The organism is Microbacterium aurugineum, assembly GCF_023101205.1.
GTDB classification, from domain to species: Bacteria; Actinomycetota; Actinomycetes; order Actinomycetales; family Microbacteriaceae; genus Microbacterium; species Microbacterium aurugineum.
In genome coordinates this window covers 2,218,079-2,237,254 of record NZ_CP078078.1, presented here as the reverse complement: position 1 = coordinate 2,237,254, position 19,176 = coordinate 2,218,079, and the positions used below count along the sequence as shown (strand labels likewise).

20 protein-coding genes are annotated in these 19,176 nt (G+C 69.3%); 9 read left to right on the top strand and 11 right to left on the bottom strand.

Annotated features, from left to right (window positions below):
* Positions 1-40: 40 nt before the first annotated feature.
* Positions 41-1,417 (bottom strand): DEAD/DEAH box helicase, encoded by a 1,377-nt coding sequence (locus KV397_RS10820; RefSeq protein ID WP_261811262.1) that lies wholly within the window; start codon positions 1,415-1,417, stop codon positions 41-43.
* Between the two features lie 261 nt (positions 1,418-1,678).
* Positions 1,679-2,626 (bottom strand): 2,3,4,5-tetrahydropyridine-2,6-dicarboxylate N-succinyltransferase, encoded by a 948-nt coding sequence (gene dapD / locus KV397_RS10815; RefSeq protein ID WP_261811261.1) that lies wholly within the window; start codon positions 2,624-2,626, stop codon positions 1,679-1,681.
* A 65-nt stretch (positions 2,627-2,691) separates the two neighbouring features.
* Here dapD and dapE point away from each other — a divergent pair, with 65 nt between their 5' ends.
* The 3 genes from dapE (at position 2,692) to KV397_RS10800 (ending at position 5,232) form a co-directional block, all read left to right on the top strand.
* A complete protein-coding gene (gene dapE / locus KV397_RS10810; protein ID WP_131491906.1) occupies positions 2,692-3,765 on the top strand; it encodes a succinyl-diaminopimelate desuccinylase in 1,074 nt (357 codons plus the stop codon).
* On the top strand, positions 3,747-4,964 hold the full coding sequence (locus KV397_RS10805) for a hypothetical protein (RefSeq protein ID WP_134353372.1): 1,218 nt from the start codon (positions 3,747-3,749) through the stop codon (positions 4,962-4,964). The genes dapE and KV397_RS10805 overlap by 19 nt, the downstream gene beginning before the upstream one ends.
* Positions 4,965-5,058: 94 nt before the next feature.
* On the top strand, positions 5,059-5,232 hold the full coding sequence (locus KV397_RS10800) for a DUF3117 domain-containing protein (RefSeq protein ID WP_017203323.1): 174 nt from the start codon (positions 5,059-5,061) through the stop codon (positions 5,230-5,232).
* 103 nt (positions 5,233-5,335) lie between these two features.
* On the opposite strand, the gene KV397_RS10795 is transcribed toward KV397_RS10800, so the two are convergent.
* Positions 5,336-5,974, bottom strand: a complete 639-nt coding sequence (locus KV397_RS10795; RefSeq protein WP_131491908.1) for an O-methyltransferase — start codon at positions 5,972-5,974, stop codon at positions 5,336-5,338.
* Between the two features lie 89 nt (positions 5,975-6,063).
* Here KV397_RS10795 and KV397_RS10790 point away from each other — a divergent pair, with 89 nt between their 5' ends.
* On the top strand, positions 6,064-6,438 hold the full coding sequence (locus KV397_RS10790) for a Sec-independent protein translocase family protein (protein WP_131491909.1): 375 nt from the start codon (positions 6,064-6,066) through the stop codon (positions 6,436-6,438).
* Positions 6,439-6,459: 21 nt separating this feature from the next.
* Here KV397_RS10790 and KV397_RS10785 read toward each other — a convergent pair whose 3' ends face one another.
* Genes KV397_RS10785 through KV397_RS10770 form a run of 4 tightly spaced genes read right to left on the bottom strand, consistent with a single transcriptional unit; the run spans position 6,460 to position 9,874 of the window.
* Positions 6,460-6,954, bottom strand: coding sequence for a YcxB family protein (locus KV397_RS10785; RefSeq protein WP_153243844.1), 495 nt, complete (start codon positions 6,952-6,954; stop codon positions 6,460-6,462).
* Between the two features lie 3 nt (positions 6,955-6,957).
* Positions 6,958-8,097 carry an Mrp/NBP35 family ATP-binding protein gene (locus tag KV397_RS10780; RefSeq protein WP_047523066.1) on the bottom strand — a complete coding sequence of 380 codons (1,140 nt, stop codon included), beginning with the start codon at positions 8,095-8,097 and terminating at the stop codon, positions 6,958-6,960.
* Positions 8,094-8,606 carry a DUF1003 domain-containing protein gene (locus KV397_RS10775; protein WP_047523065.1) on the bottom strand — a complete coding sequence of 171 codons (513 nt, stop codon included), beginning with the start codon at positions 8,604-8,606 and terminating at the stop codon, positions 8,094-8,096. The genes KV397_RS10780 and KV397_RS10775 overlap by 4 nt, the downstream gene beginning before the upstream one ends.
* On the bottom strand, positions 8,606-9,874 hold the full coding sequence (locus KV397_RS10770; RefSeq protein ID WP_047523064.1) for a magnesium transporter MgtE N-terminal domain-containing protein: 1,269 nt from the start codon (positions 9,872-9,874) through the stop codon (positions 8,606-8,608). Before KV397_RS10770 ends, KV397_RS10775 begins: the two co-directional genes overlap by 1 nt.
* 85 nt (positions 9,875-9,959) lie before the next feature.
* Between KV397_RS10770 and KV397_RS10765 the strand changes: the two genes are divergently transcribed.
* Both KV397_RS10765 and KV397_RS10760 read left to right on the top strand, forming a co-directional pair.
* Positions 9,960-10,661 (top strand): general stress protein, encoded by a 702-nt coding sequence (locus KV397_RS10765; RefSeq protein ID WP_261811260.1) that lies wholly within the window; start codon positions 9,960-9,962, stop codon positions 10,659-10,661.
* A gap of 25 nt (positions 10,662-10,686) precedes the next feature.
* On the top strand, positions 10,687-11,349 hold the full coding sequence (locus KV397_RS10760) for an alpha/beta hydrolase family protein (protein WP_407665299.1): 663 nt from the start codon (positions 10,687-10,689) through the stop codon (positions 11,347-11,349).
* A gap of 3 nt (positions 11,350-11,352) precedes the next feature.
* Here KV397_RS10760 and KV397_RS10755 read toward each other — a convergent pair whose 3' ends face one another.
* The 3 genes from KV397_RS10755 to KV397_RS10745 are packed head-to-tail and all read right to left on the bottom strand — an operon-like array spanning position 11,353 to position 14,753.
* Positions 11,353-12,261, bottom strand: a complete 909-nt coding sequence (locus KV397_RS10755; protein WP_131491913.1) for a phosphotransferase — start codon at positions 12,259-12,261, stop codon at positions 11,353-11,355.
* Positions 12,262-12,270: 9 nt separating this feature from the next.
* Positions 12,271-13,692, bottom strand: a complete 1,422-nt coding sequence (locus KV397_RS10750) for an aminopeptidase P family protein (protein ID WP_153243847.1) — start codon at positions 13,690-13,692, stop codon at positions 12,271-12,273.
* Between the two features lie 38 nt (positions 13,693-13,730).
* Entirely contained in the window at positions 13,731-14,753 is a 1,023-nt protein-coding gene (locus KV397_RS10745; protein WP_047523060.1) for an endonuclease/exonuclease/phosphatase family protein, read from the bottom strand.
* 100 nt (positions 14,754-14,853) lie between these two features.
* On the opposite strand from KV397_RS10745, the gene KV397_RS10740 reads away from it, so the two are divergent.
* Both KV397_RS10740 and KV397_RS10735 read left to right on the top strand, forming a co-directional pair.
* Positions 14,854-15,726: a PHP domain-containing protein gene (locus KV397_RS10740; RefSeq protein WP_261811258.1), complete on the top strand. Its 873-nt coding sequence runs from the start codon at positions 14,854-14,856 to the stop codon at positions 15,724-15,726.
* 62 nt (positions 15,727-15,788) lie between these two features.
* Entirely contained in the window at positions 15,789-16,673 is an 885-nt protein-coding gene (locus KV397_RS10735) for a DUF817 domain-containing protein (protein WP_261811257.1), read from the top strand.
* A gap of 72 nt (positions 16,674-16,745) precedes the next feature.
* Here KV397_RS10735 and KV397_RS10730 read toward each other — a convergent pair whose 3' ends face one another.
* On the bottom strand, positions 16,746-18,266 hold the full coding sequence (locus tag KV397_RS10730) for a DEAD/DEAH box helicase (RefSeq protein WP_131491918.1): 1,521 nt from the start codon (positions 18,264-18,266) through the stop codon (positions 16,746-16,748).
* Positions 18,267-18,462: 196 nt separating this feature from the next.
* Here KV397_RS10730 and KV397_RS10725 point away from each other — a divergent pair, with 196 nt between their 5' ends.
* Positions 18,463-19,176 carry a ferritin-like fold-containing protein gene (locus KV397_RS10725; protein ID WP_047523057.1) on the top strand — a complete coding sequence of 238 codons (714 nt, stop codon included), beginning with the start codon at positions 18,463-18,465 and terminating at the stop codon, positions 19,174-19,176.

Genomic DNA, 19,176 nt, shown 5'->3' with positions numbered 1-19,176 from the left:
TGAGGGGGCCTCGACGTGAAAAGGGGTGGAGCGGGACGCGTCAGCGCCCCCGGCCGCCGCCCTGACGGGACTGGCCGCTCTGCGTGGAGTAGCCTCCGCCCTGGCCGGCACCGGATGCGCCGGAGCGGGGACGGCGACGACGACGGGAAGGCGGGTTCGCCGCCCCGTTCCGCTCGCCGCCCGCGGGACGCTGCTTCGAAGACTGACGCTGCTGCTGCGGCGCCTGCACCGGGGCCGGGCGCACGTGCGGTGCGCGCTCGGGGACGAGAGCGGTGACGGCCGCCGTGGTCACGTCCTCCAGCGGAGCGCTGATGGCGGCCTTGCGCAGTAGATCCTTGACGTCACGACGCTGCTCGGGCAGCACGACGGTCACGACCGTACCGGCGGCTCCGGCGCGCGCCGTGCGACCGGAACGGTGCAGGTACGCCTTGTGCTCCACGGGCGGGTCGACGTGCACCACGAGGTCCACGTTGTCCACGTGCACCCCGCGCGCAGCGACGTCGGTCGCGACGAGCACGCGCACGCCGCCGTCCTCCGGCGCCGCGGAGAATGCGCCGAGGTTGCGCTCGCGAGCGTTCTGCGAGAGGTTTCCGTGCAGATCGACCGCGGGGATGCCTGCAGCGGTGAGCTGCTTCGCGAGCTTCTTCGCCTGGTGCTTGGTGCGGGTGAAGAGGATGCGGCGCCCGGTGCCCGATGCGAGGTCGCGCACGAGCGCGGTCTTGTTGTCGGTCGAGTCGACCACGAGCACACGGTGGGTCATCTCGCCGACGGGCACGCTCTCCTCATCGACCTCGTGGCTGACCGCGTTCGAGAGGAAGCGGCGGGCCAGGGTGTCGATGCCGCGGTCGAGCGTCGCGCTGAACAGCAGGCGCTGACCGCCGGCCGGGGTCGCCGTGAGGATACGGGTGACACCGGGGAGGAAGCCGAGGTCGGCCATGTGGTCGGCCTCGTCCAGCACGGTGACCTCGATCGCGCTCAGGCGTACGACCTGCTGCTTCATGAGGTCTTCGAGTCGACCGGGGCAGGCGACCACGATGTCGACGCCGCCGCGCAGCGCCTGCTCCTGCGGACGCTGGCTGACGCCGCCGAAGACGGTCGTGACGCGCAGGCCCGCGGCCTCGGCGAGAGGAGCGATCGTCGCAGCGATCTGGGTTGCGAGCTCTCGGGTCGGAGCGAGGACGAGTCCGCGCGGCAGGCCTGCGCGGCGCTGCCCCCCGGACGCGGCGAGTCGAGCGACGAGCGGGAGCGCGAAGGCGATGGTCTTGCCGCTGCCCGTGCGTCCGCGGCCCAGGAGGTCGCGTCCGGCAAGGGAGTCGGGGAGCGTGTCGCGCTGGATGGCGAACGCTTCGGTCTTGCCGGAGTCGGCGAGAACGGCGGCGAGCTCGGCGGGAACGCCGAGTTCAAGGAAAGTAGACATGCAGAAACTCCGTCAGCGCACGAGTGAACGGCGCGAGATAAGGGGTGAGGTGGGCGACGGCGCAGGAATTGCGCATCGATTCGCCGTTCGAAAGGCCAGCTGATGCTGGTGATGGGAGCAGTTCCGCTCGCTTCGGTCCTCGGAGACCCCGTGACGACGACGATGTTGTGGGACCGGCGGTCCGTGCAACGAGGTCAGTCTATCAGCGCGGGCATGCCGTCAGCTGCATGCCCGCTGCGTGCGCGAGTCGTCGACGGCGGATCAGGCGTGCAGCGCCTCGTTCAGCGTCACTCCGACGCCCGCCCGTCGCACAGCCTCGACCGCCCCGCTGAGCGAGTTGCGGCGGAACAGCAGTCCGTCCTGGCCCGAGAGTTCCGCACCCTTCACCGTCCGCCGCCCGCCATCCGGCGTCGCGGGACCGTCGGCGAGCACGACCTTGGTGCCGGCTGTCACGTAGAGGCCCGCTTCGACGATGCAGTCATCGCCGAGCGAGATGCCGATGCCGGCGTTGGCGCCGAGGAGCGTGCGCGCCCCGATCGACACCCGGTGCGTGCCGCCGCCCGAGAGGGTGCCCATGATGGAGGAGCCACCGCCGATGTCGCTGCCGTCCCCGACGACGACGCCCTGCGAGATGCGCCCCTCAACCATCGAGGCACCGAGAGTGCCGGCGTTGAAGTTGACGAAGCCCTCGTGCATCACCGTCGTGCCGGGGGAGAGGTAGGCGCCGAGGCGCACGCGGGACGCGTCGGCGATGCGCACGCCGGACGGCTGGACATAGTCGGTCAGACGGGGGAACTTGTCCAGCCCCTGCACCTGGATGCCCGCGCGCTGGAGGTGCGGACGACGACGCGCCGCGACGTCGGGGTGCACCGGTCCGGCGTTCGTCCAGGCGACGTTGGGCAGGTGTCCGAAGATGCCGTCGAGGTTCAGCTCGTTGGGACGCGCCACGAGGTGCGAGAGCGCATGCAGACGCAGATACGCGTCGGCGGTGGAGGCGGGAGCCTCGTCGAGGTCGATCTGCAGCTGCACGACCTCGACCGTGACGTCTCGTCGCTCGTCGCGTCCGACGAGGGGTTCGAGTGCGGCGACGGCCGCCTCATCCGCGACGAGCTCACCGCGTCGCACCTCCGGGTACCAGGCATCGAGAACCGTGCCGTCCCCGGCGATCGTAGTCAGTCCGATACCCCATACCGTGCGTGCGTCGCTCATCCCTCCACGCTATCGCGCCCGGCCGGCGACGACTTCACGCATGACGGGGAAAGTAGGCTGGACGCATGGTGCTCGATCTGACCGCGTCCTCCGTCGAACTCACTCGTGCGATCTGCGACATCCCGAGCGTCTCCGGCGACGAGAAGACCCTGGCCGATGCGATCGAGGCCGCGATCTCGCCGTTGGCCCATCTCGAGGTCTTCCGGCACGGGAACACGATCGTCGCCCGCACCGACCTCGGCCGTGCGCAGCGCGTCGCGATCGCCGGTCACATCGACACCGTGCCGATCAATGCGAACCTCCCGACGCGGGACATCGAGATCGACGGAGTGCCCTACCTGTGGGGACGCGGCACCGTCGACATGAAGGCCGGCACCGCCGTGCAGCTGAAACTCGCGGCCGAGCTCACCGCTCCCGCCGTCGACATCACCTGGATGTGGTACGACAACGAGGAGATCGAAGCCTCCAAGAACGGTCTCGGGCTGCTCGCGGCCGTTCGTCCCGATCTGTTCCAGGCGGACTTCGCGATCCTCGGCGAGCCGTCCAACGGTGAGGTGGAGGGGGGCTGCAACGGCACCCTCCGAGCGCTCGTCCGGACGACCGGCGTGCGAGCACACAGTGCCCGCGCCTGGATCGGCGAGAACGCGATCCACAGTGCCGCGCCCATCCTCACCCGGCTGGCGGAGTATCGCGCCAAGGAGGTGCTGGTCGAAGGGTTGCTCTACCGTGAGAGCCTGAGCGCCGTGCGCATCGCGGGTGGCGTCGCGGGGAACGTCATCCCCGATGCCTGCGAGGTCGAGGTCAACTACCGTTTCGCTCCCAACAAGTCGGCTGCGGACGCCGAGTCCCATCTCCGCGGGGTTCTCGCGGGCTTCGACATCGAGATCACGGACGCCGCCGAGGGTGCGCGCCCCGGGCTCGACGCCGAGATCGCGAAGCAGTTCGTGGCTGCTGTCGGCGCGGAGCCGCGACCGAAGTACGGATGGACGGATGTCGCCCGGTTCTCGGCCCTCGGCATCCCCGCGGTGAACTACGGCCCGGGCGACCCGCACCTCGCGCACCACGACGAGGAGCGCGTGCCGCTCGCGCAGATCGACGCCGTGGAGCGGGGCCTGCGCGTATGGCTCGCTTCGCACTGAGTGCGGCTCGCCGGTGGGCGCAGACACCGCTCGCACTGCGCATCGCCTTCATCTATCTCGGTGCGCGGGTGGTCACCACCGCCTTCTTCCTCGTGGCGGGCTCCCTGTCGACCGGGGCCTCTCGGTTCGGTGCAGACGCGGGCGTCGTCGACTTCATCCTCGGTTGGGACGCCCAGTGGTATTGGCTCGTCGCCGAGAACGGGTATCCGACCGACCTCCCCCTGACCGACTCCGGGGAGGTCGCCGAGAACGCCTGGGCGTTCATGCCGGTGTTCGCCTATGCGGCCAAGACGGTCGGGTTCCTGTTCGGCTCGTGGGGCGTCGGCGCTCTCGTGATCTCGTTCGTCGCCGGGTACCTCGCCTGCCTCGCCCTGCACCGCCTGCTCCGTGACCGCATCGGAAACGGCGCGGCGACCTGGGCGGTCGTCTTCTTCGCCGCCGGGCCCATCGCGGCCATGTTCCAGGTCGGCTACGCCGAGACCCTTTTCCTCCTGCTGCTGTTCCTCGCACTCGACGCGACCGCCGCGCACCGCTACTCCTGGCTCTACGTGCTCATCCCGGTGATGGCCTTCACCCGCCCCGGTGTACTCGCCTTCGCCCTCTACCTGGGGCTGCACGGGATCATGCGATGGGTTCGTCGGAAGGAGGATCCGCTGTCCGGTCGCGAGATCGCGCACATCCTCGCGCTGGGTGCGCTGGCGAGCGTGACCGGCTTCGCCTGGCAGGTGATCGCCGGCATCGTCACGGGCGACCCCGGCGCGTACCTCGCCACCGAACTCGCATGGCGTCGCCACTGGATCGTCGGTGGTGTCGACGGTTTCGTCCCGTTCGAAGGCTGGGTCCAGGCAGCGCAGTTCTGGTTCGGTTTCTGGGGGCTTCCGCAGTGGTGGGGGCCGATCGCACTGGCGCTGCTGGTCGTCGGGCTCGCGGCCACGTTGCTGTACTCCCCGCAGGTCCGCGCCCTGGGCGGAGACCTGCGGCTGTGGAGCGCGAGCTACCTGCTCTACCTGCTCGCGGTGTTCTTCCCCCAGTCGAGCACCTTCCGTCTGCTCCTGCCGCTCAGCCCGATGTGGGGTGCGGTCGCCGTCCCGCGCTCACGGCGTTGGAGGCTCGGGATCCTCGCGCTGTGTCTCGTCGGTCAGTGGTTCTGGATCTACCACATGTATGCGCTCGGGAACACGTTCTGGCAGGTGCCGTGATCGTGAAGCTCGACCCAATTGTTGCTCGGTGACCTCCAGGTCCCGGTGACACCCGATAAACTCATCCCATACCACCGGAGGAAAGGGAGCCACGATGGCAGCGATGAAGCCGAGGACCGGAGACGGACCCATGGAGGCCGTGAAAGAAGGACGACTCATCATCGTGCGTGTTCCACTCGAAGGCGGCGGCCGACTGGTCGTCTCCGTGAACGACGCAGAGGCCAAGGAGCTTCACGACGTGCTGGCCGCCGTCGTGGCACCGGCCTGATCGATCTCGGATCCGCGTCCGCGGATCCGGAAGGGCGGTGGATCCTCGGATCCACCGCCCTTCGTCGATTCCGGGCTCTTCGGGAGCGATCCGTGCGGAGGGCTCAGTCGCGCTCGGGGAGGCTGATGAGCTGCAGCAGGCCTTCGGCGGCAGGGGATACGGTCGCGAGCACTGCCGACGATTCCTGCGTCTCCTGCACCAGGGAACGGTAGGCGGACGTGATCTCGTCGCGCTGGACGGGATCGGCGACGCGGCCGCCGGCGAGGACGCGAGGGACCAGTACCAGGCCGCCGGTGCGGGCGAGACGAAGCCCGTGTTCGACGTACTCGATGATGTGCTCGGGGTCGGCGTCGACCAGCACGATGTCGTAGGACGCCTCGTTCATCCGAGGCAGCACGTCGATGGCGCGTCCCGTGATGAAACGGACCCTCGTGGAGGGGACCCTCGCATCGGCGAACGCCTGACGTGCGGCTGCGAGGTGCTCGGGCTCGTTGTCGATCGTGGTGAGCACGGCGTGGGGGGCACCGCGCAGGAGCCAGAGGCCGGAGACACCGGCACCGGTGCCGATCTCGACGATCGACCGCGCACCCGTCGCGGCGGCGAGCACGGCGATCTGGGAGCCGACGACCGTGCTGACCGGCATCGCGCCCAGCTCGACCGCATGTGCCCGAGCGCGGGCGATGGAGTCTGGCTCCACGATGGACTCGCGAAGGAAACGCGCGTTCGCGTCGTGCTCGCTCATGGCCTGTTCTCCCTGCCTGCCCGGTGATTCCCTCCAGCGTATTCGCTCGTCGCGCGCGGGGACCGCAGGCGCGGCGGTAGCCTGTAGAGATGACGTTCGGGCTCACCTTCGAGAAGATGCTGCTGATCGGCCTCATCGCGGTGCTGATCATCGGTCCTGAGCGTCTTCCGCGGGCCGCCGAGAGCTTCTCCCGCATGGTCCGCAAGGCCGGCGAATACCTTCGCGACACCAAGAGTCGGATGCGCCAGGAGATGGGGCCCGAGATCGACGACGTCGACTGGCGAAAGCTCGACCCCCGTCAGTACGACCCGCGTCGGATCATCCGCGACGCCCTGTTCGAGGAGCCGCAGCCGGCGACGCCGGTACAGGCCAAGGAGACGATCGCCGAGCCCATCGCCCCCCGCGCCGCCCCGCAGGAGTTCAGCGCGACGAACCGCCCCCCGTTCGATCCCGAGGCCACCTGACCTTCAGGCGCGAAGGGGCTCTCAGGAGATCCGTGAGCGCAGGGTCGCGATGTCCGCGTCGCTGAGCAGGGCACGGGGGATGGCGGTCGCCGCGCTCGTCCCACGCACCTTGAGCAGCACCGCATCCCTGCCCACGCGCATGCTCTGGAACGTCCCGTAGGCGATCTCCGACTGTCTCCTGCCGCTGCCCAGCCTCAGCACGTCGTCTTCGAGCTGTGCCCACACCACGGTCTCGACGGGCATCGCCGTCCGCACAGCCTGGCGGGCCGACGACACCGACATCACGACGGCGAACACCGCGAGACCGATGATCAGCAGCGGCATCCAGCCCGCGCCGAACGGCGGTTCTGCGCCCGCGGGCAGGGGGGTGCTCAGATTCAGGATGCTGAGCGTCAGCGCGCCGGCGAGTGCGACCCACATGACGATGGCGGCCGGCCGGGTCAGCGAGTAGATCGCCGCATCGCGAGCCATCCGCTGCAGCAGCCCCTCGTCGATCATCAGGGAGCGGGGAGGCATCGGTCACTCTTCCTTGCGTGGTCCGCCGACGGTCATCGGCAGCGAACGGCCGGAGAGGCCGCGTCCTCGCCGGGTGAGCGCGCGAGCGAGGTCGTGGATCGCGGTGGCGGCGGCATCCGTGGCTGCCCCCGAGACGAGGGGCGCGCCGGCGTCTCCGCTCTGGCGCAGCGCAGGGCTCAGGGGGATCGAGGCCAGCAGCGGGACGACCTCGTCCGGTTCGGAGAGCGCATCGGCGACGGCCGCTCCTCCGCCCGACCCGAACAGGTCCAGCACGGTTCCGTCGGGGAGCGTGTACGCGGCCATGTTCTCGACCACGCCGATCACCTGTTGACCGGTCTGCCGTGCCACCAGACCGCTGCGGATCGCCACGTCGGAGGCAGCGGTCTGCGGAGTCGTCACGACCAGGACTTCGGCGTGCGGGAGCAGCTGTCCGATCGAGATGGCGATGTCGCCCGTGCCGGGCGGCATGTCGATGAGGAGCACATCGAGGTCGCCGAAGAAGACGTCGGTGAGGAACTGGGACACGGTGCGATGCAGCATCGGCCCCCGCCAGGCCACGACAGACTCGCCGTCGCGCAGGAACATCCCGATCGAGATCGTCTTCACGCCGTGGGCCACCGGTGGCAGCATCAGGTCGTCGATGCGGGTCGGCTGCGTCCCGGCCGGGATCCCGAGGAGACCGGGGATGGAGAAGCCGTGCACGTCGGCATCGACGAGTCCGACCGAGAGCCCCTGGTCGGCGAGGGCGACCGCGAGGTTGGCGGTGACCGTCGACTTGCCCACTCCGCCCTTGCCGCTCGAGACGAGGATCACGCGGGTGAGGGAGTCGGGGCCGAACGGCATGTGCCGTGCCGGGCGACCGTCGCGCAGCTTCTCGGTCAGCGCCTTGCGTTCGGCGGGGGTCATCACGCCCACCTCGACGTCGACGTCAGCGATGCCGGGGACGGACGCCGCGGCCTGTCGCACGTCGGCTTCGATTCGGGCCGCGGCGGGGCAGCCCACGATCGTCAGCACGATGCCGACCTGGGCGTGGGCACCGTCGACGGAGATGTCGCGCACCATGTCGAGCTCGCCGATCGGTCGACGCAACTCCGGGTCCGTCACGGCGGAGACCGCGGTGCGGACGAGGTCGGCCTCGGTCACGATGCGGCGCCCCCCGATGCCCTGTCGTCGGTGTCCTCGAGTTCGGCGAGCAGGGTCTTCAACTCCTGGCGCAGCACGTCTCGGGTCACGGTCTGCGAGTTGCGCTCCTCGAGCGCCATGCGCAGTGCCACGATCTCGCGGGCCAGGTATTCGGTGTCGGCGAGGTTGCGCTCGGCGCGCTGGCGGTCCTGCTCGATCTGCACCCGGTCGCGGTCGTCCTGGCGGTTCTGCGCGAGCAGGATCAACGGTGCGGCATAGGAGGCCTGCAACGAGAGCATGAGTGTCAGGGCCGTGAACCCGAGCGCCGCATCATCGAAACGCAGATGCTCGGGCATCAGGGTGTTCCAGACGATCCAGACGACGCAGAACAGGCTGAGGATCACGAGGAACGCCGGCGTCCCCATCGCCCGCGCGACCCACTCGGTGAACCGTCCGAAGCGGTCGCGAGAGGTGGTGCGCGGGCGGGCCGTGCTGCGTCCCGGCGCGTCCAGACGCGACTCGCGGGCCATCAGCTCGTCTCCTTCGCAGCGGCGGCGATGTCGTCGCTGTCCTGTGAACGCCAGTCATCGGGGAGGAGATAGTCGAGCACGTCGTCGATGCTGATGGCGCCGACGAGCCGATGGGCTGCGTCGATCACCGGCAACGAGACGAGGTCGTAGCTCGCCAGCAGACGCGCCACCTCGGCCGCCGACGCGGTGACGGGAACGGGCTCGAGGCTGTCATCGAGGATCGCTCCGAGTCGTTCATGCGGGGGATAGCGCAGCATCCGCTGGAAGTGCACGAGCCCGAGCAGGCGACCGGTGGGCGTCTCGAACGGGGGGAGTGTCACGAACACGGCTGCGGCCAGCGCCGGGTGCAGCTCGTGGCGCCGGATCAGAGCCAGGGCCTCGGCGACGGTCGCATCGGCCGACAGGATGATGGGTTCCGGGGTCATCAGACCGCCGGCGGTGTCCGGGCCGTAGCGCAGCAGCATCCTGACGTCCTCGGCCTCCTCGGGCTCCATCAGTTCGAGGAGCTGCTCCAGGCGGTCCGGGGTGAGCTGGGCGAGCAGGTCGGCGGCATCATCCGGCTCCATCTGGTCGAGGATGTCGGCCGCGCGCTCGTCGCCGAGCCGGTCGAGGATGTGCACCTGCTCGTCCTCGGGCATCTCCTCGAGGGCATCGGCGAGGCGGTCGTCCGAGAGCTCCTCGGCGACCTCGATCATCCGCTGCTGCGGCAGATCGAGAAGAGTGTTCGCGAGGTCGGCGGCATGCAGCTCGGAGTACGAAGCGACGAGCTGTTCGGCGGACTGGGATTCGCCCGGCGCGCGTTCCTCGGCGACCTCGTTCCACGCGGCGAACGTCGTGGGCCCCTTCGCGAAGGGAGAGGCGCTGGTCTTCGGCCGACGCAGGAAGAGCTGACTGATGGCCCATTCCCCGAGGCGATTGGGCTCGATCGCCACATCCTCGATCACGGCGGTACCGCTGCCGTCGGAGAAGCTGACGCGTCTTCCGAGCAGCTCCGCGAGCACCCGCACCTCGCCGGCCCGCGGAGAGAAGCGTCGCACGTTGATGAGTCCGGTGGTGATGACCTGACCGGAGCGGATCGATGTGACGCGGCCGATCGAGAGGAACACGTGTCGTCGTCCGGGGATCTCGACCACGAGACCGATCACGCGGGGTGCCGCGGTACTTCGGTACACCACGACGACGTCCCGGACCTTGCCGAGCCGGTCGCCGACGGGATCGAAGACGGCGCACCCGGCCAGGCGCGCGGCGAAAACCCGTTGTGTGCTCACCCCTCCAGAGTAGTCGGCGGGCCCGGTCATCGGCGGGATGGCCGCGCCTCGGGCGGTCTGACGGTGCGCGTGGAAGAATAGTCGGATGAGTATGCTGAACCGCCCCGCGAACAGCTCGGAGACCGGCGAGATCGTCGCTTCCACGCGCGACTACGAGAACGCACAGAAGACCGTCTCGAAGCTGATCGCCGGGGAGGTCCCAGCACGGGACATCGCGATCGTCGGGCAGAGCGTGCGGACGGTCGAGCGCGTGACCGGCAAGCTCGGATACGCCGCTGCCGCCCGCTCCGGAGCCATCAACGGAGTCCTGATCGGCCTGTTCCTCTCCGCGATCCTCGTGCTCGGCAACCCGGAGGTCCCGATCCAGCTCTTCGTCGGCTTCGTCCTCATCGGCGTCGCGGTCGGGATGCTCCTGAGTCTCGTGACCTACGCGATCGTCCGGCGTCGTCGCGACTTCGCGAGCGTCACGCAGTTCGCGGCGGATCACTACGAGGTCACCGTCCAGGCCGCCTCGCTCGCCAAGGCTCGCGACGTTCTCGGAGCGACGCGCGTCGCTCCGGTCCGGCCTCCCGTGAACCTCGACGAGCCGCCGCGATACGGAGAACGGATCACGCCTGGCGCGACGGCGCCGGCACCCGAGGAGCCCGTGATCCCCCCGCGGCCGGCAGACCCCGTTGCCGAACCGGCCGCCGATCCGGAGCCGGGTACGCCCGAGCCCGGGATGCCCGCACCGATCGAGCCCGACGCGACGCCGGGTGCAGAAGGCGCCCCGGGCGAGCGGGCGTGACGACGATCCCCGGACGTTCCTCCTGATGGTCGAGATCCAGGTCGCGCTGCCGAAGGGAACCACCGTCGTGTCGGCCGACTGGACGCGCGGCGACAACGGGGCGACGGTGATCGTCGCCCACGGTGCGGGAACGGGAAAGGACCATCCCTTCCTCACCGGGTACGTCGAGGCACTCCGCGCGATCGGCTTCTCGACACTGCGCTTCAACTTCCCGTACGTGCAGCAGGGGCGGCGGATGCCGGGGCCGGCCGCGCATGCGATCGCCACCTGGAACGCGGTCACGACGTTCGCGCGCACAGCAGACCCCGCGGCGACCGTCTGGGCGACGGGGAAGTCCTACGGCGGACGCATGGCATCGATGGCGGTCGCGGAGGGCTTACGGGTGGACGGACTCGTCTATCTCGGCTATCCCCTTCATCCGCCAGGTCGGCCGGAGAAGCCGCGGGTCGAGCACCTGCCGGCGATCACCGTGCCACAGCTCTTCGTGGAGGGGACGAACGATCCCTTCATCCAGCCGATCTCGCAGTTCGAACAGGCTGTCGCGACCTGTCGAGAAGCCCGGATCGTCTGGATCGAGGGCGGCGGGCACACATTCGAGGTGAAGGGCCGCAAACTCCCCGCGGAGCAGATCGGTGCGTCGCTCGCCCCGATCGTGGCCGACTTCGCCCTCGGAGGTGCTGTCGCCTGACTTTCAGCCGACGAGCATCGACAGCTCGGGGTCCGCGAGCACGCGGCGGACGGTGGAGATCCCCAGCGCGCTCATCTGCGGGTTCGACTTCTCGTAGTACCACCCGAGGCCCAGCGCCTGTTGCAGGGCCCACCCGGCACCCCGCTGCCACTCGGCCTCGCCGGCGGAGACACCGTCGCGGACGAGGCGTCGGGTCGGGGCATCGAGGAGGTGCCAGGCGGCGACGAGGTCGAGCGCAGGGTCCGCAGGTCCGAAGTCCCCGCCGTCGAGCACGCCCGCCAGCCGGACCTCGTCGTCGCGCTCGATGACCAGGAGGTTGAACGGCGTGAGGTCGCGGTGGCACATCAGCGGAGCGTCGGCGGGCGGAAGCGCGCACAGGGCCGCCCAGAGCTTCGCGGTGCGTGCCACGTCGATCAGGTGTGCGCTCCGCGACAGACACTCCGAGACCCACTCATCGTGGTCGCCGAGTCTTCCGCCGCGGCCGTTCCCGTCGAACACCCGTCCGCGCACGTCGACCGAGCGCAGTGCACGGATGAGGACGACCAGATCGTGAGCGAAGGCTTCCGACGCGGCAGCACGCACGGGGCCCGGCGGCTCGCCGTCGATCCAGGACTGGACGGCCCAGGCCGAGTCGAACTCTTCCGACGCGGCAGCGATCCCATAGGAGCGCGGGGCGGGGAACGGACTCGCTGCGGCCAACTCATCGAGCGCCGCGGCCTCACGCGCGAGAGTGGGCTCCGATGCCGCGAGGCGCGGGAAGCGGGCGACAAGGCCGTCGCCCACCCGGATGATCCTGTTGACCGTCCCGGTGGACGAGACCGGTCGCAGCTCCTCTCGGCGCAGCTCGGGGAAGCGGCGCGTGATCAGCCGTGCCGCGACCTCGGTCTCGAGCGCGAGCTCACCGTCGTGCATCCGCCGAGGTCAGCTCTGGAGCCGGGCGATCCATGCTTCGACCTCGTCGGCCGTGCGGGGGATGTCGGCCGAGAGGTTCACGGGGCCGTCCTCGGTCATCAGGATGTCGTCCTCGATCCGCACGCCGATGCCACGGAGCTCTGCGGGCACCGTCAGGTCATCGATCTGGAAGTACAGCCCGGGCTCGATCGTGAACACCATGCCGGGTGTCAGGACGCCGTCGTAGTACATCTCGCGGCGCGCCTGGGCGCAGTCATGCACGTCGATGCCGAGGTGGTGGGAGGTGCCGTGCACCATGTACCGACGGTGCTGGCCGCCCTTGTCCGCGTCGATCGCCTCGTCGGCGGTCACCGGCAGCAGGCCCCACTCCGCGGTGCGTGCGGCGATGACCTTCATGGCGGCCGCATGCACGTCGCGGAAACGGACGCCCACCCGTGCAGCGGCGAACGCGGCGTCGGCGGCCTCGCGCACGGTCTCGTACACTCGGCGCTGCACCTCGGTGAAGGTTCCCGAGACGGGCAGCGTGCGGGTGATGTCCGCCGTGTACAGGCTGTCGGCTTCGACACCGGCGTCGACGAGGATCAGATCGCCCGGGGCCACGGTGCCGTCGTTGCGGGTCCAGTGCAGGTAGCAGGCGTGCGGACCGGACGCCGCGATCGTGTCGTAGCCCTCGCCGTTGCCGTCTTCACGGGCGCGGCGGTGGAAGACACCCTCCACGACACGTTCGCCGCGGGCGTGCGCGACGGCGGACGGAAGCTCGCGGACGATGTCGTCGAAGCCGTTCGCGGTGATCTCGACGGCACGGCGCATCTCGGCGATCTCGAACTCGTCCTTGATGAGGCGCAGCTCGGACACGAAACGGGTGAGGGTCTCGTCCTCGTCGAGTACGAGCTCTCCCTCCACGGCCTCGAGCTCGTGGAGATGGGCGGTCGCGATCTCCAGGTCGGCCGCGACACCGTCCAGGGACGGGCGTGGGCCGATCCAGAACTCACCGATCGTGGCGTCGGCGTAGAACTCCGTCGTGGTGCGGTCGGCGCGCTCGCGGAAGAAGAGGGTGACGTCGTGACCCGTGTCGGTCGGCGCGAAGACCAGGACCGAGTCGGGCTCGGCATCCGCGGCCCACCCCGTGAGGTGGGCGAAGGCGGAGTGGGCCCGGAAGACGTAGTCAGTGTCGTTGCTGCGCTGCTTGAGCGATCCTGCGGGGATGACGAGACGCTTCCCGGGGAAGGCGGCAGAGACCGCGGCTCGACGGGCGGCGGCGTACGGTGCCTGCGCACGCGGAGCGGGAAGGGTTTCCGGACGCTCGGCCCATCCCGTCGAGATGGTGTCGAGGAACCCCTGCGGGAAGGGCTGCTTGCGGTTCGTGTTGCTGTTCTCGACAGACGCTTCGACGGTGGGCTCTGCGATCGTGTCGCGTTCTCCGGTGCTCATCCCTCCAGTCTGTCACCTGCAGGGCGTGTTTCGGGAGTTCAGCCGGCCGGCTCCAGCTGGACGACGAGCGCGCGGTGGTCGCTGCCCCCGGCATCGCCGAGGACGACCGAGCCCGTCGGTGTCCAGTTCGGCGAGGCCATCACGTGATCGATCGGCGCCCCGGCGAGGGGCGGGAGCGAACTCGGCCACGTTCCCGCGAGACCGTTGCCGGTGCGCGACGCGACATCGCGGCAGTATCCGATGTCACCACCGTCCACTCCGAGGGGCGCCATGTGATCGATCGTCGCATTGAAGTCTCCGGCCAGGATGAAGTCGCCCTGCGGACACTGATCGGCGATCCACTGCAGATCGCTCTGCCACTGCTGCATCTCTTCCACACGGGGAGCGACGGCGTGCACGGCGACGATCGTGGGTCCGGAGCCGTCGACCGGCATCAGCACGACACTCGGCACGGAGCCCGTGTTGCTGCTGCCGTCCTTCGAGGATTCGATCACCGAGTACTCGCCGAGGTCGGGAGCCACCAGCACCGTGGTGTGCCAGGACTGGGGGCCGTTGGGGACATCGGGGCGGAACTGCACGTGGTGCACCCACATCGGATGCCCCTGCTCGCGCAACATGATCGCGATGCGCTCGCCGACGTCCTCGGTCGTCTCCGGCAGGGCCACGACATCGGCGCCCTGAGCGAGGATCTGCTGGGCGATCACCTCGGCGGACACGGCTTCGCCCGCTGTGTTCCAGGTCAGTACCCGGATGCTGCTCTCCGTCTTCTGGGGGAGCTCAGTGGTGCCGAAGCCGCGGGTCGCTCCGATGACGCCGGTCGCCCCCGCACCCAGCAGCGCGACGATGAGGACCGACGCGGCGAATCCGCGCAGAGGACGAGCGAAGAGCAGCAGGAGCGCGAGCACAGCGATCACCAGGAATCCGCCGAGGACCAGGCCGCGCGCGGACACCAGCTGCGCGAACGGATAGGTCTGCTCGAGACGGAAGAACTGCGGCCACACGACGATCGCCGTCGCGATCGCGAGCAGGACGGTGAAGAGGATCCCCAGTAGTCGAAACATCCCCTCAAGCCTAGGAGCGCCGCCTGTGAAGTCCCTGCCCCGACATCCGCTTCCGTGTGCCTCCGCGCCCACCGGCCGTCGCCCTCGGTACGCTCGGAGGATGGCCTCTCCGTCCGCCGGGTTCGCCGGTCCCGCCGACCTGCACCTGCACTCCAACCAGTCCGACGGGACGGAGGCGCCGGCCGAGGTCATCAGGCAGGCACACGCGCACGGGATCCGCACCGTGGCGCTCACTGATCACGATCGCTCCACCGGGTGGGATGAGGCCGGTGACGCCGCCGTCGCGCTCGGCATGACGTTCATCCCCGGGATGGAGCTGTCGGCGAAGCACGAGTGGCGCAGCGTGCACGTGCTCGGCTACCTCTTCGATCCCGGAGACCCGGCTCTGCGGGCCGAGACCGATCGCATCCGCGGGGATCGGATCGGGCGCGCGGAGCGGATCGTGCGCAACATCGGACGGGACTACGACCTGCACTGGGATGACGTGGTCGCGCAGACGGCTCTGGATGCGACGGTCGGGCGCCCGCACATCGCGGACGCTCTCGTGGCGAGGGGCATCGTGCGCGATCGCACGGAGGCGTTCGACGGGATCCTGCATCCGCGCGAGGGATACTACGAGCCGCACTACGCCCCGGATCCGCTGACCGCGGTGCGACTGATCACGCAAGCCGGGGGAGTGGCGATCATCGCCCACCCTGTCACCACGGGTCGCGACCGGATGATGCCCATCCCGTACATCGAGCGGCTGATCGCGGCCGGACTCGGCGGCTTCGAGGTCGATCACCGCGAGAACACCGAAGCGGGCAAGCGGATGCTGCGCGAGCTGGCGCAGAAGCACGACCTCATCGTCACGGGATCCAGCGACTATCACGGCAGCGGCAAGCCGAACCGTCCGGGGGAGAACACGACATCCGACGCGATGGTCGCCCGCCTCCTGGCGCAGGGCACCGGCATCGCCCCGCGCTTCCCCTGACGGTCGGGATACTGTCGGGATACTCCCGGTGACCTGTCGACCGGGAGGGCTACATTCCGAGCATGCAACGAGCGACGTCCCTGGAACGCCGTGTCGATGCGTGGGCCCACCGCCTGCTCCTCGGCGCCCCGACGAGCGGTTTCCGCGCCGGCCTGATCGAGTTCGCGGTGTTCGTGGTCAAGCAGGCATGGGCGTGCGTGTTCGGGGCCACGCTGTTGCTCGTGATTGTCGCGGCACGGTTCTGGTACCCGCCGGACGCGGCGCTCGCGCGCAACGATGCCCTCACCATCGCTGCCGTGCTCATCCAGGTGGCCATGCTCGTGTTCCGCTGGGAGAGCGGACGAGAACTGTGGGTGATCGTCCTGTTCCACCTCACCGGAACCGTGATGGAGCTGTTCAAGACCGATGTCGGCTCCTGGGCGTATGCCGCGGACGGTTTCCTGCGCATCGGCGGAGTGCCGCTGTTCAGCGGGTTCATGTATGCCGCTGTCGGCTCCTACATGGTGCGCGTCTACCGGCTCTTCGACCTCGGCTTCACGCGATACCCGCAGCGGTGGATGACGGCGATCCTCGCGATCGCGATCTACGTGAACTTCTTCGCGCACCATTGGTGGTGGGATGCGCGGTGGATCCTGCTGGCTGCGGTCATCGTGCTGTGGCTGCCGACGGTGATGCACGCGCGTATCTGGCGTCGGACGATCCGGATCCCGCTGCTCGTCGTGTTCGTCGGAGTCGCCGTCTTCATCTACCTGGCGGAGAACATCGGCACCTGGGCGGGAGCATGGGCATACCCCGATCAGGCGGCGGGATGGCAGCCGGTCTCGCCGAGCAAGCTGAGTTCGTGGTTCCTGCTCATGATCATCTCGGTCGTCCTAGTCGCGTGGGTCTATCCGCCGCAGGTTCCTGCGGCGATCCTCCACGGGGAGCGGGCGGCGTCTCTTCGCTGAGCGGCGGCGACGACGAAGGGCGCGTGCTGCGGAGTTCGTCCGCGGCACGCGCCCTTCTGAGAGGTCGAGGTGTCAGGCTCCGGTGACCGGCGCTGCGCCTGCGCCGGAACCTCCACGGCGACGACGGCGACGGCGCGCCGGCGCGGGCTTGCCGTCGTGGTGCTCCTTGCCCGCCCCGTCGTGGGTACCGGCGCCCTCGGCGCTGCGGTCTGCGGCCGGAGCGGACTGTCCTTCGCCGGTGGTGGCCCCCGACGCGCCTTCGGTGAAGGTCGAGCCGACCGGAGTCGCGCTGTTGCGACGGCGGCGACGGCGACGCGTCCCGGTCTCGTCGGTGCCTTCCGCGGCGGCGTCCGCGGCACGCGCGGGCCGACGGGTGCGCTCGGTCTTGACGGATTCGGTCTTCGGCGCCGACACCAGGCGGCCCTTCGTGCCCTGCGGGATGTCCAGGTCTTCGTACAGGTGGGGGCTCGACGAGTAGGTCTCGACAGGCTCCGGCTGACCGAACTCGAGCGCCCGGTTGATGAGGGCCCACTTGTGCAGGTCCTCCCAGTCGACGAAAGTGACGGCGATGCCGGTCTTGCCCGCACGCCCCGTGCGGCCGGCGCGGTGCAGGTACGTCTTGTCCTCGTCGGGGATGGTGTGGTTGATGACGTGCGTCACGTCGTCGACGTCGATGCCGCGGGCGGCCACGTCGGTCGCGACGAGAACGTCACGCTTGCCTGCCTTGAACGCGGCCATCGAGCGCTCGCGCTGGTCCTGCCCCATGTCGCCGTGCACGCCGCCGACGTTGAAGCCGCGGTCGTTGAGCTCGTCGACGAGGCGCTGCGCCGCGCGCTTGGTGCGGGTGAAGATCACGGTCTTGCCGCGGCCCTCGGCCTGCAGGATGCGAGCGATGATCTCGTCCTTGTCCATCGAGTGCGCGCGGTAGACGAGGTGCTTGATGTTGGCCTGGGTGAGGCCCTCGTCGGGGTCGTTGGCGCGGATGTGGATCGGGTTCGACATGAAGCGGCGGGCGAGGGCCACGATCGGGCCGGGCATGGTCGCCGAGAACAGCTGCGTGTGGCGGACGGCCGGGACCTTCTGGAAGATCTTCTCGATGTCGGCGAGGAAGCCGAGGTCGAGCATCTTGTCGGCCTCGTCGAGCACGACCTCCGTCGCGTTGGAGAGGTCGAGCAGGCGCTGGCCCGCGAGGTCGATCAGGCGGCCGGGAGTGCCGACCACGATCTGCGCGCCCGCCTTGAGCTGGTCGATCTGACCCTCGTACGCCTTGCCTCCGTAGATGGCGACGACGCTGGTGGAGCGGTTGCTGGTGAGCAGATCGATGTCTTCGTAGACCTGCACGGCGAGCTCGCGGGTGGGGACGACGATGAGTGCTTTGACGCCGTGCTCCGGGTCCTTGCCGAGGCGCTGCACGACGGGGATGCCGAACCCGAAGGTCTTTCCCGTGCCGGTCTTCGCCTGGCCGATGATGTCCTGCCCCGGAAGGCCGAGAGGGATGGTCTGCTCCTGGATCGGGAAGGCATCGATGATGCCCTTGGCCGCGAGTGCGTCGACGATGTCCTGATCGATGCCGAGATCGGCGAAAGTTGTCACTTTATTCAGATTGCCTGTCCGGCGACCCTGGGGGATCGCCACGTAAACGGATCCACGCCGTCTCTTGTGCCACAGGCGCGGGGCCCCGCTCCGACGGCGGGGACACGCCCAGCCTACCGGAGGGGTGGTGCGGACCAGGAAGGAGGGCCCCGCGCGGGTATTGTGAATCTCGTGGTGGACTCGGGAGGAAGACCTCGTGGTTAAGTGGTTCTGGCAGCGCGATGACGCGCCACGGCGAATCCTCACCCTGCGCAGCCGAGGCGAGCAGAGCGATGCGACGAGGGTCGACTTCGCTGAACTCGCCCCCGAGCTCGATCGGTTCCTCGGTCAGGCCGCGTACCTGCAGCTGGGCTACTTCGAGACGCTCACCAGGCTCATCCGGGCGACCCCCGAGCTTTCCGAGAAGGAGTCCCTGTCGCGTGCGGCCGGGGCGGCGTTGACGAAGCATCGCGGGATCGTGGAGGTCATCGCCGAGCGCGGTGGCGACCCCACGCAGGTGATGCTGCCGTTCCGCGAGAACCTCGACGCTTTCCGACGCAAGACCATCGGTGCGCGACCGCGGGAGACGCTCCTCGCCGTGTACATCACCGCCGGGATGCTCGACGACTTCTACCTCGCGCTCGCGTCGAGCTACGGCGAGACCGGTCGTCGGGTGGCGGAGATCCTCCGCGAAGACGATGCCGGCCATGAGATCGTCGCGATCATCCAGGAGACGATCGAGAGCGATGAGGAGTGGCGGTCCCTGCTGTCGATGTGGGCGCGGCGCCTCGTCGGTGACACCATCCTGGTCTGCCGTTCCGCACTGCGGCCGGAGCTGCTCCAGGTCGACGACGAGCGCGTCGAGCCGGTCTACACCGAACTCATGGGCGCGCACGCGCGCCGGATGGATGCGATGGGCCTCGCGTCCTAG

Coding starts and splice junctions, on each gene's coding strand:
- KV397_RS10820 (WP_261811262.1), bottom strand. CDS start 1,417: ATGTCTACTTTCCTTGAACTCGGCGTTCCCGCCGAGCTCGCCGCCGTT.
- dapD (WP_261811261.1), bottom strand. CDS start 2,626: ATGAGCGACGCACGCACGGTATGGGGTATCGGACTGACTACGATCGCC.
- dapE (WP_131491906.1), top strand. CDS start 2,692: ATGGTGCTCGATCTGACCGCGTCCTCCGTCGAACTCACTCGTGCGATC.
- KV397_RS10805 (WP_134353372.1), top strand. CDS start 3,747: ATGGCTCGCTTCGCACTGAGTGCGGCTCGCCGGTGGGCGCAGACACCG.
- KV397_RS10800 (WP_017203323.1), top strand. CDS start 5,059: ATGGCAGCGATGAAGCCGAGGACCGGAGACGGACCCATGGAGGCCGTG.
- KV397_RS10795 (WP_131491908.1), bottom strand. CDS start 5,974: ATGAGCGAGCACGACGCGAACGCGCGTTTCCTTCGCGAGTCCATCGTG.
- KV397_RS10790 (WP_131491909.1), top strand. CDS start 6,064: ATGACGTTCGGGCTCACCTTCGAGAAGATGCTGCTGATCGGCCTCATC.
- KV397_RS10785 (WP_153243844.1), bottom strand. CDS start 6,954: ATGCCTCCCCGCTCCCTGATGATCGACGAGGGGCTGCTGCAGCGGATG.
- KV397_RS10775 (WP_047523065.1), bottom strand. CDS start 8,606: ATGGCCCGCGAGTCGCGTCTGGACGCGCCGGGACGCAGCACGGCCCGC.
- KV397_RS10765 (WP_261811260.1), top strand. CDS start 9,960: ATGAGTATGCTGAACCGCCCCGCGAACAGCTCGGAGACCGGCGAGATC.
- KV397_RS10760 (WP_407665299.1), top strand. CDS start 10,687: ATGGTCGAGATCCAGGTCGCGCTGCCGAAGGGAACCACCGTCGTGTCG.
- KV397_RS10755 (WP_131491913.1), bottom strand. CDS start 12,261: ATGCACGACGGTGAGCTCGCGCTCGAGACCGAGGTCGCGGCACGGCTG.
- KV397_RS10750 (WP_153243847.1), bottom strand. CDS start 13,692: ATGAGCACCGGAGAACGCGACACGATCGCAGAGCCCACCGTCGAAGCG.
- KV397_RS10745 (WP_047523060.1), bottom strand. CDS start 14,753: ATGTTTCGACTACTGGGGATCCTCTTCACCGTCCTGCTCGCGATCGCG.
- KV397_RS10740 (WP_261811258.1), top strand. CDS start 14,854: ATGGCCTCTCCGTCCGCCGGGTTCGCCGGTCCCGCCGACCTGCACCTG.
- KV397_RS10735 (WP_261811257.1), top strand. CDS start 15,789: ATGCAACGAGCGACGTCCCTGGAACGCCGTGTCGATGCGTGGGCCCAC.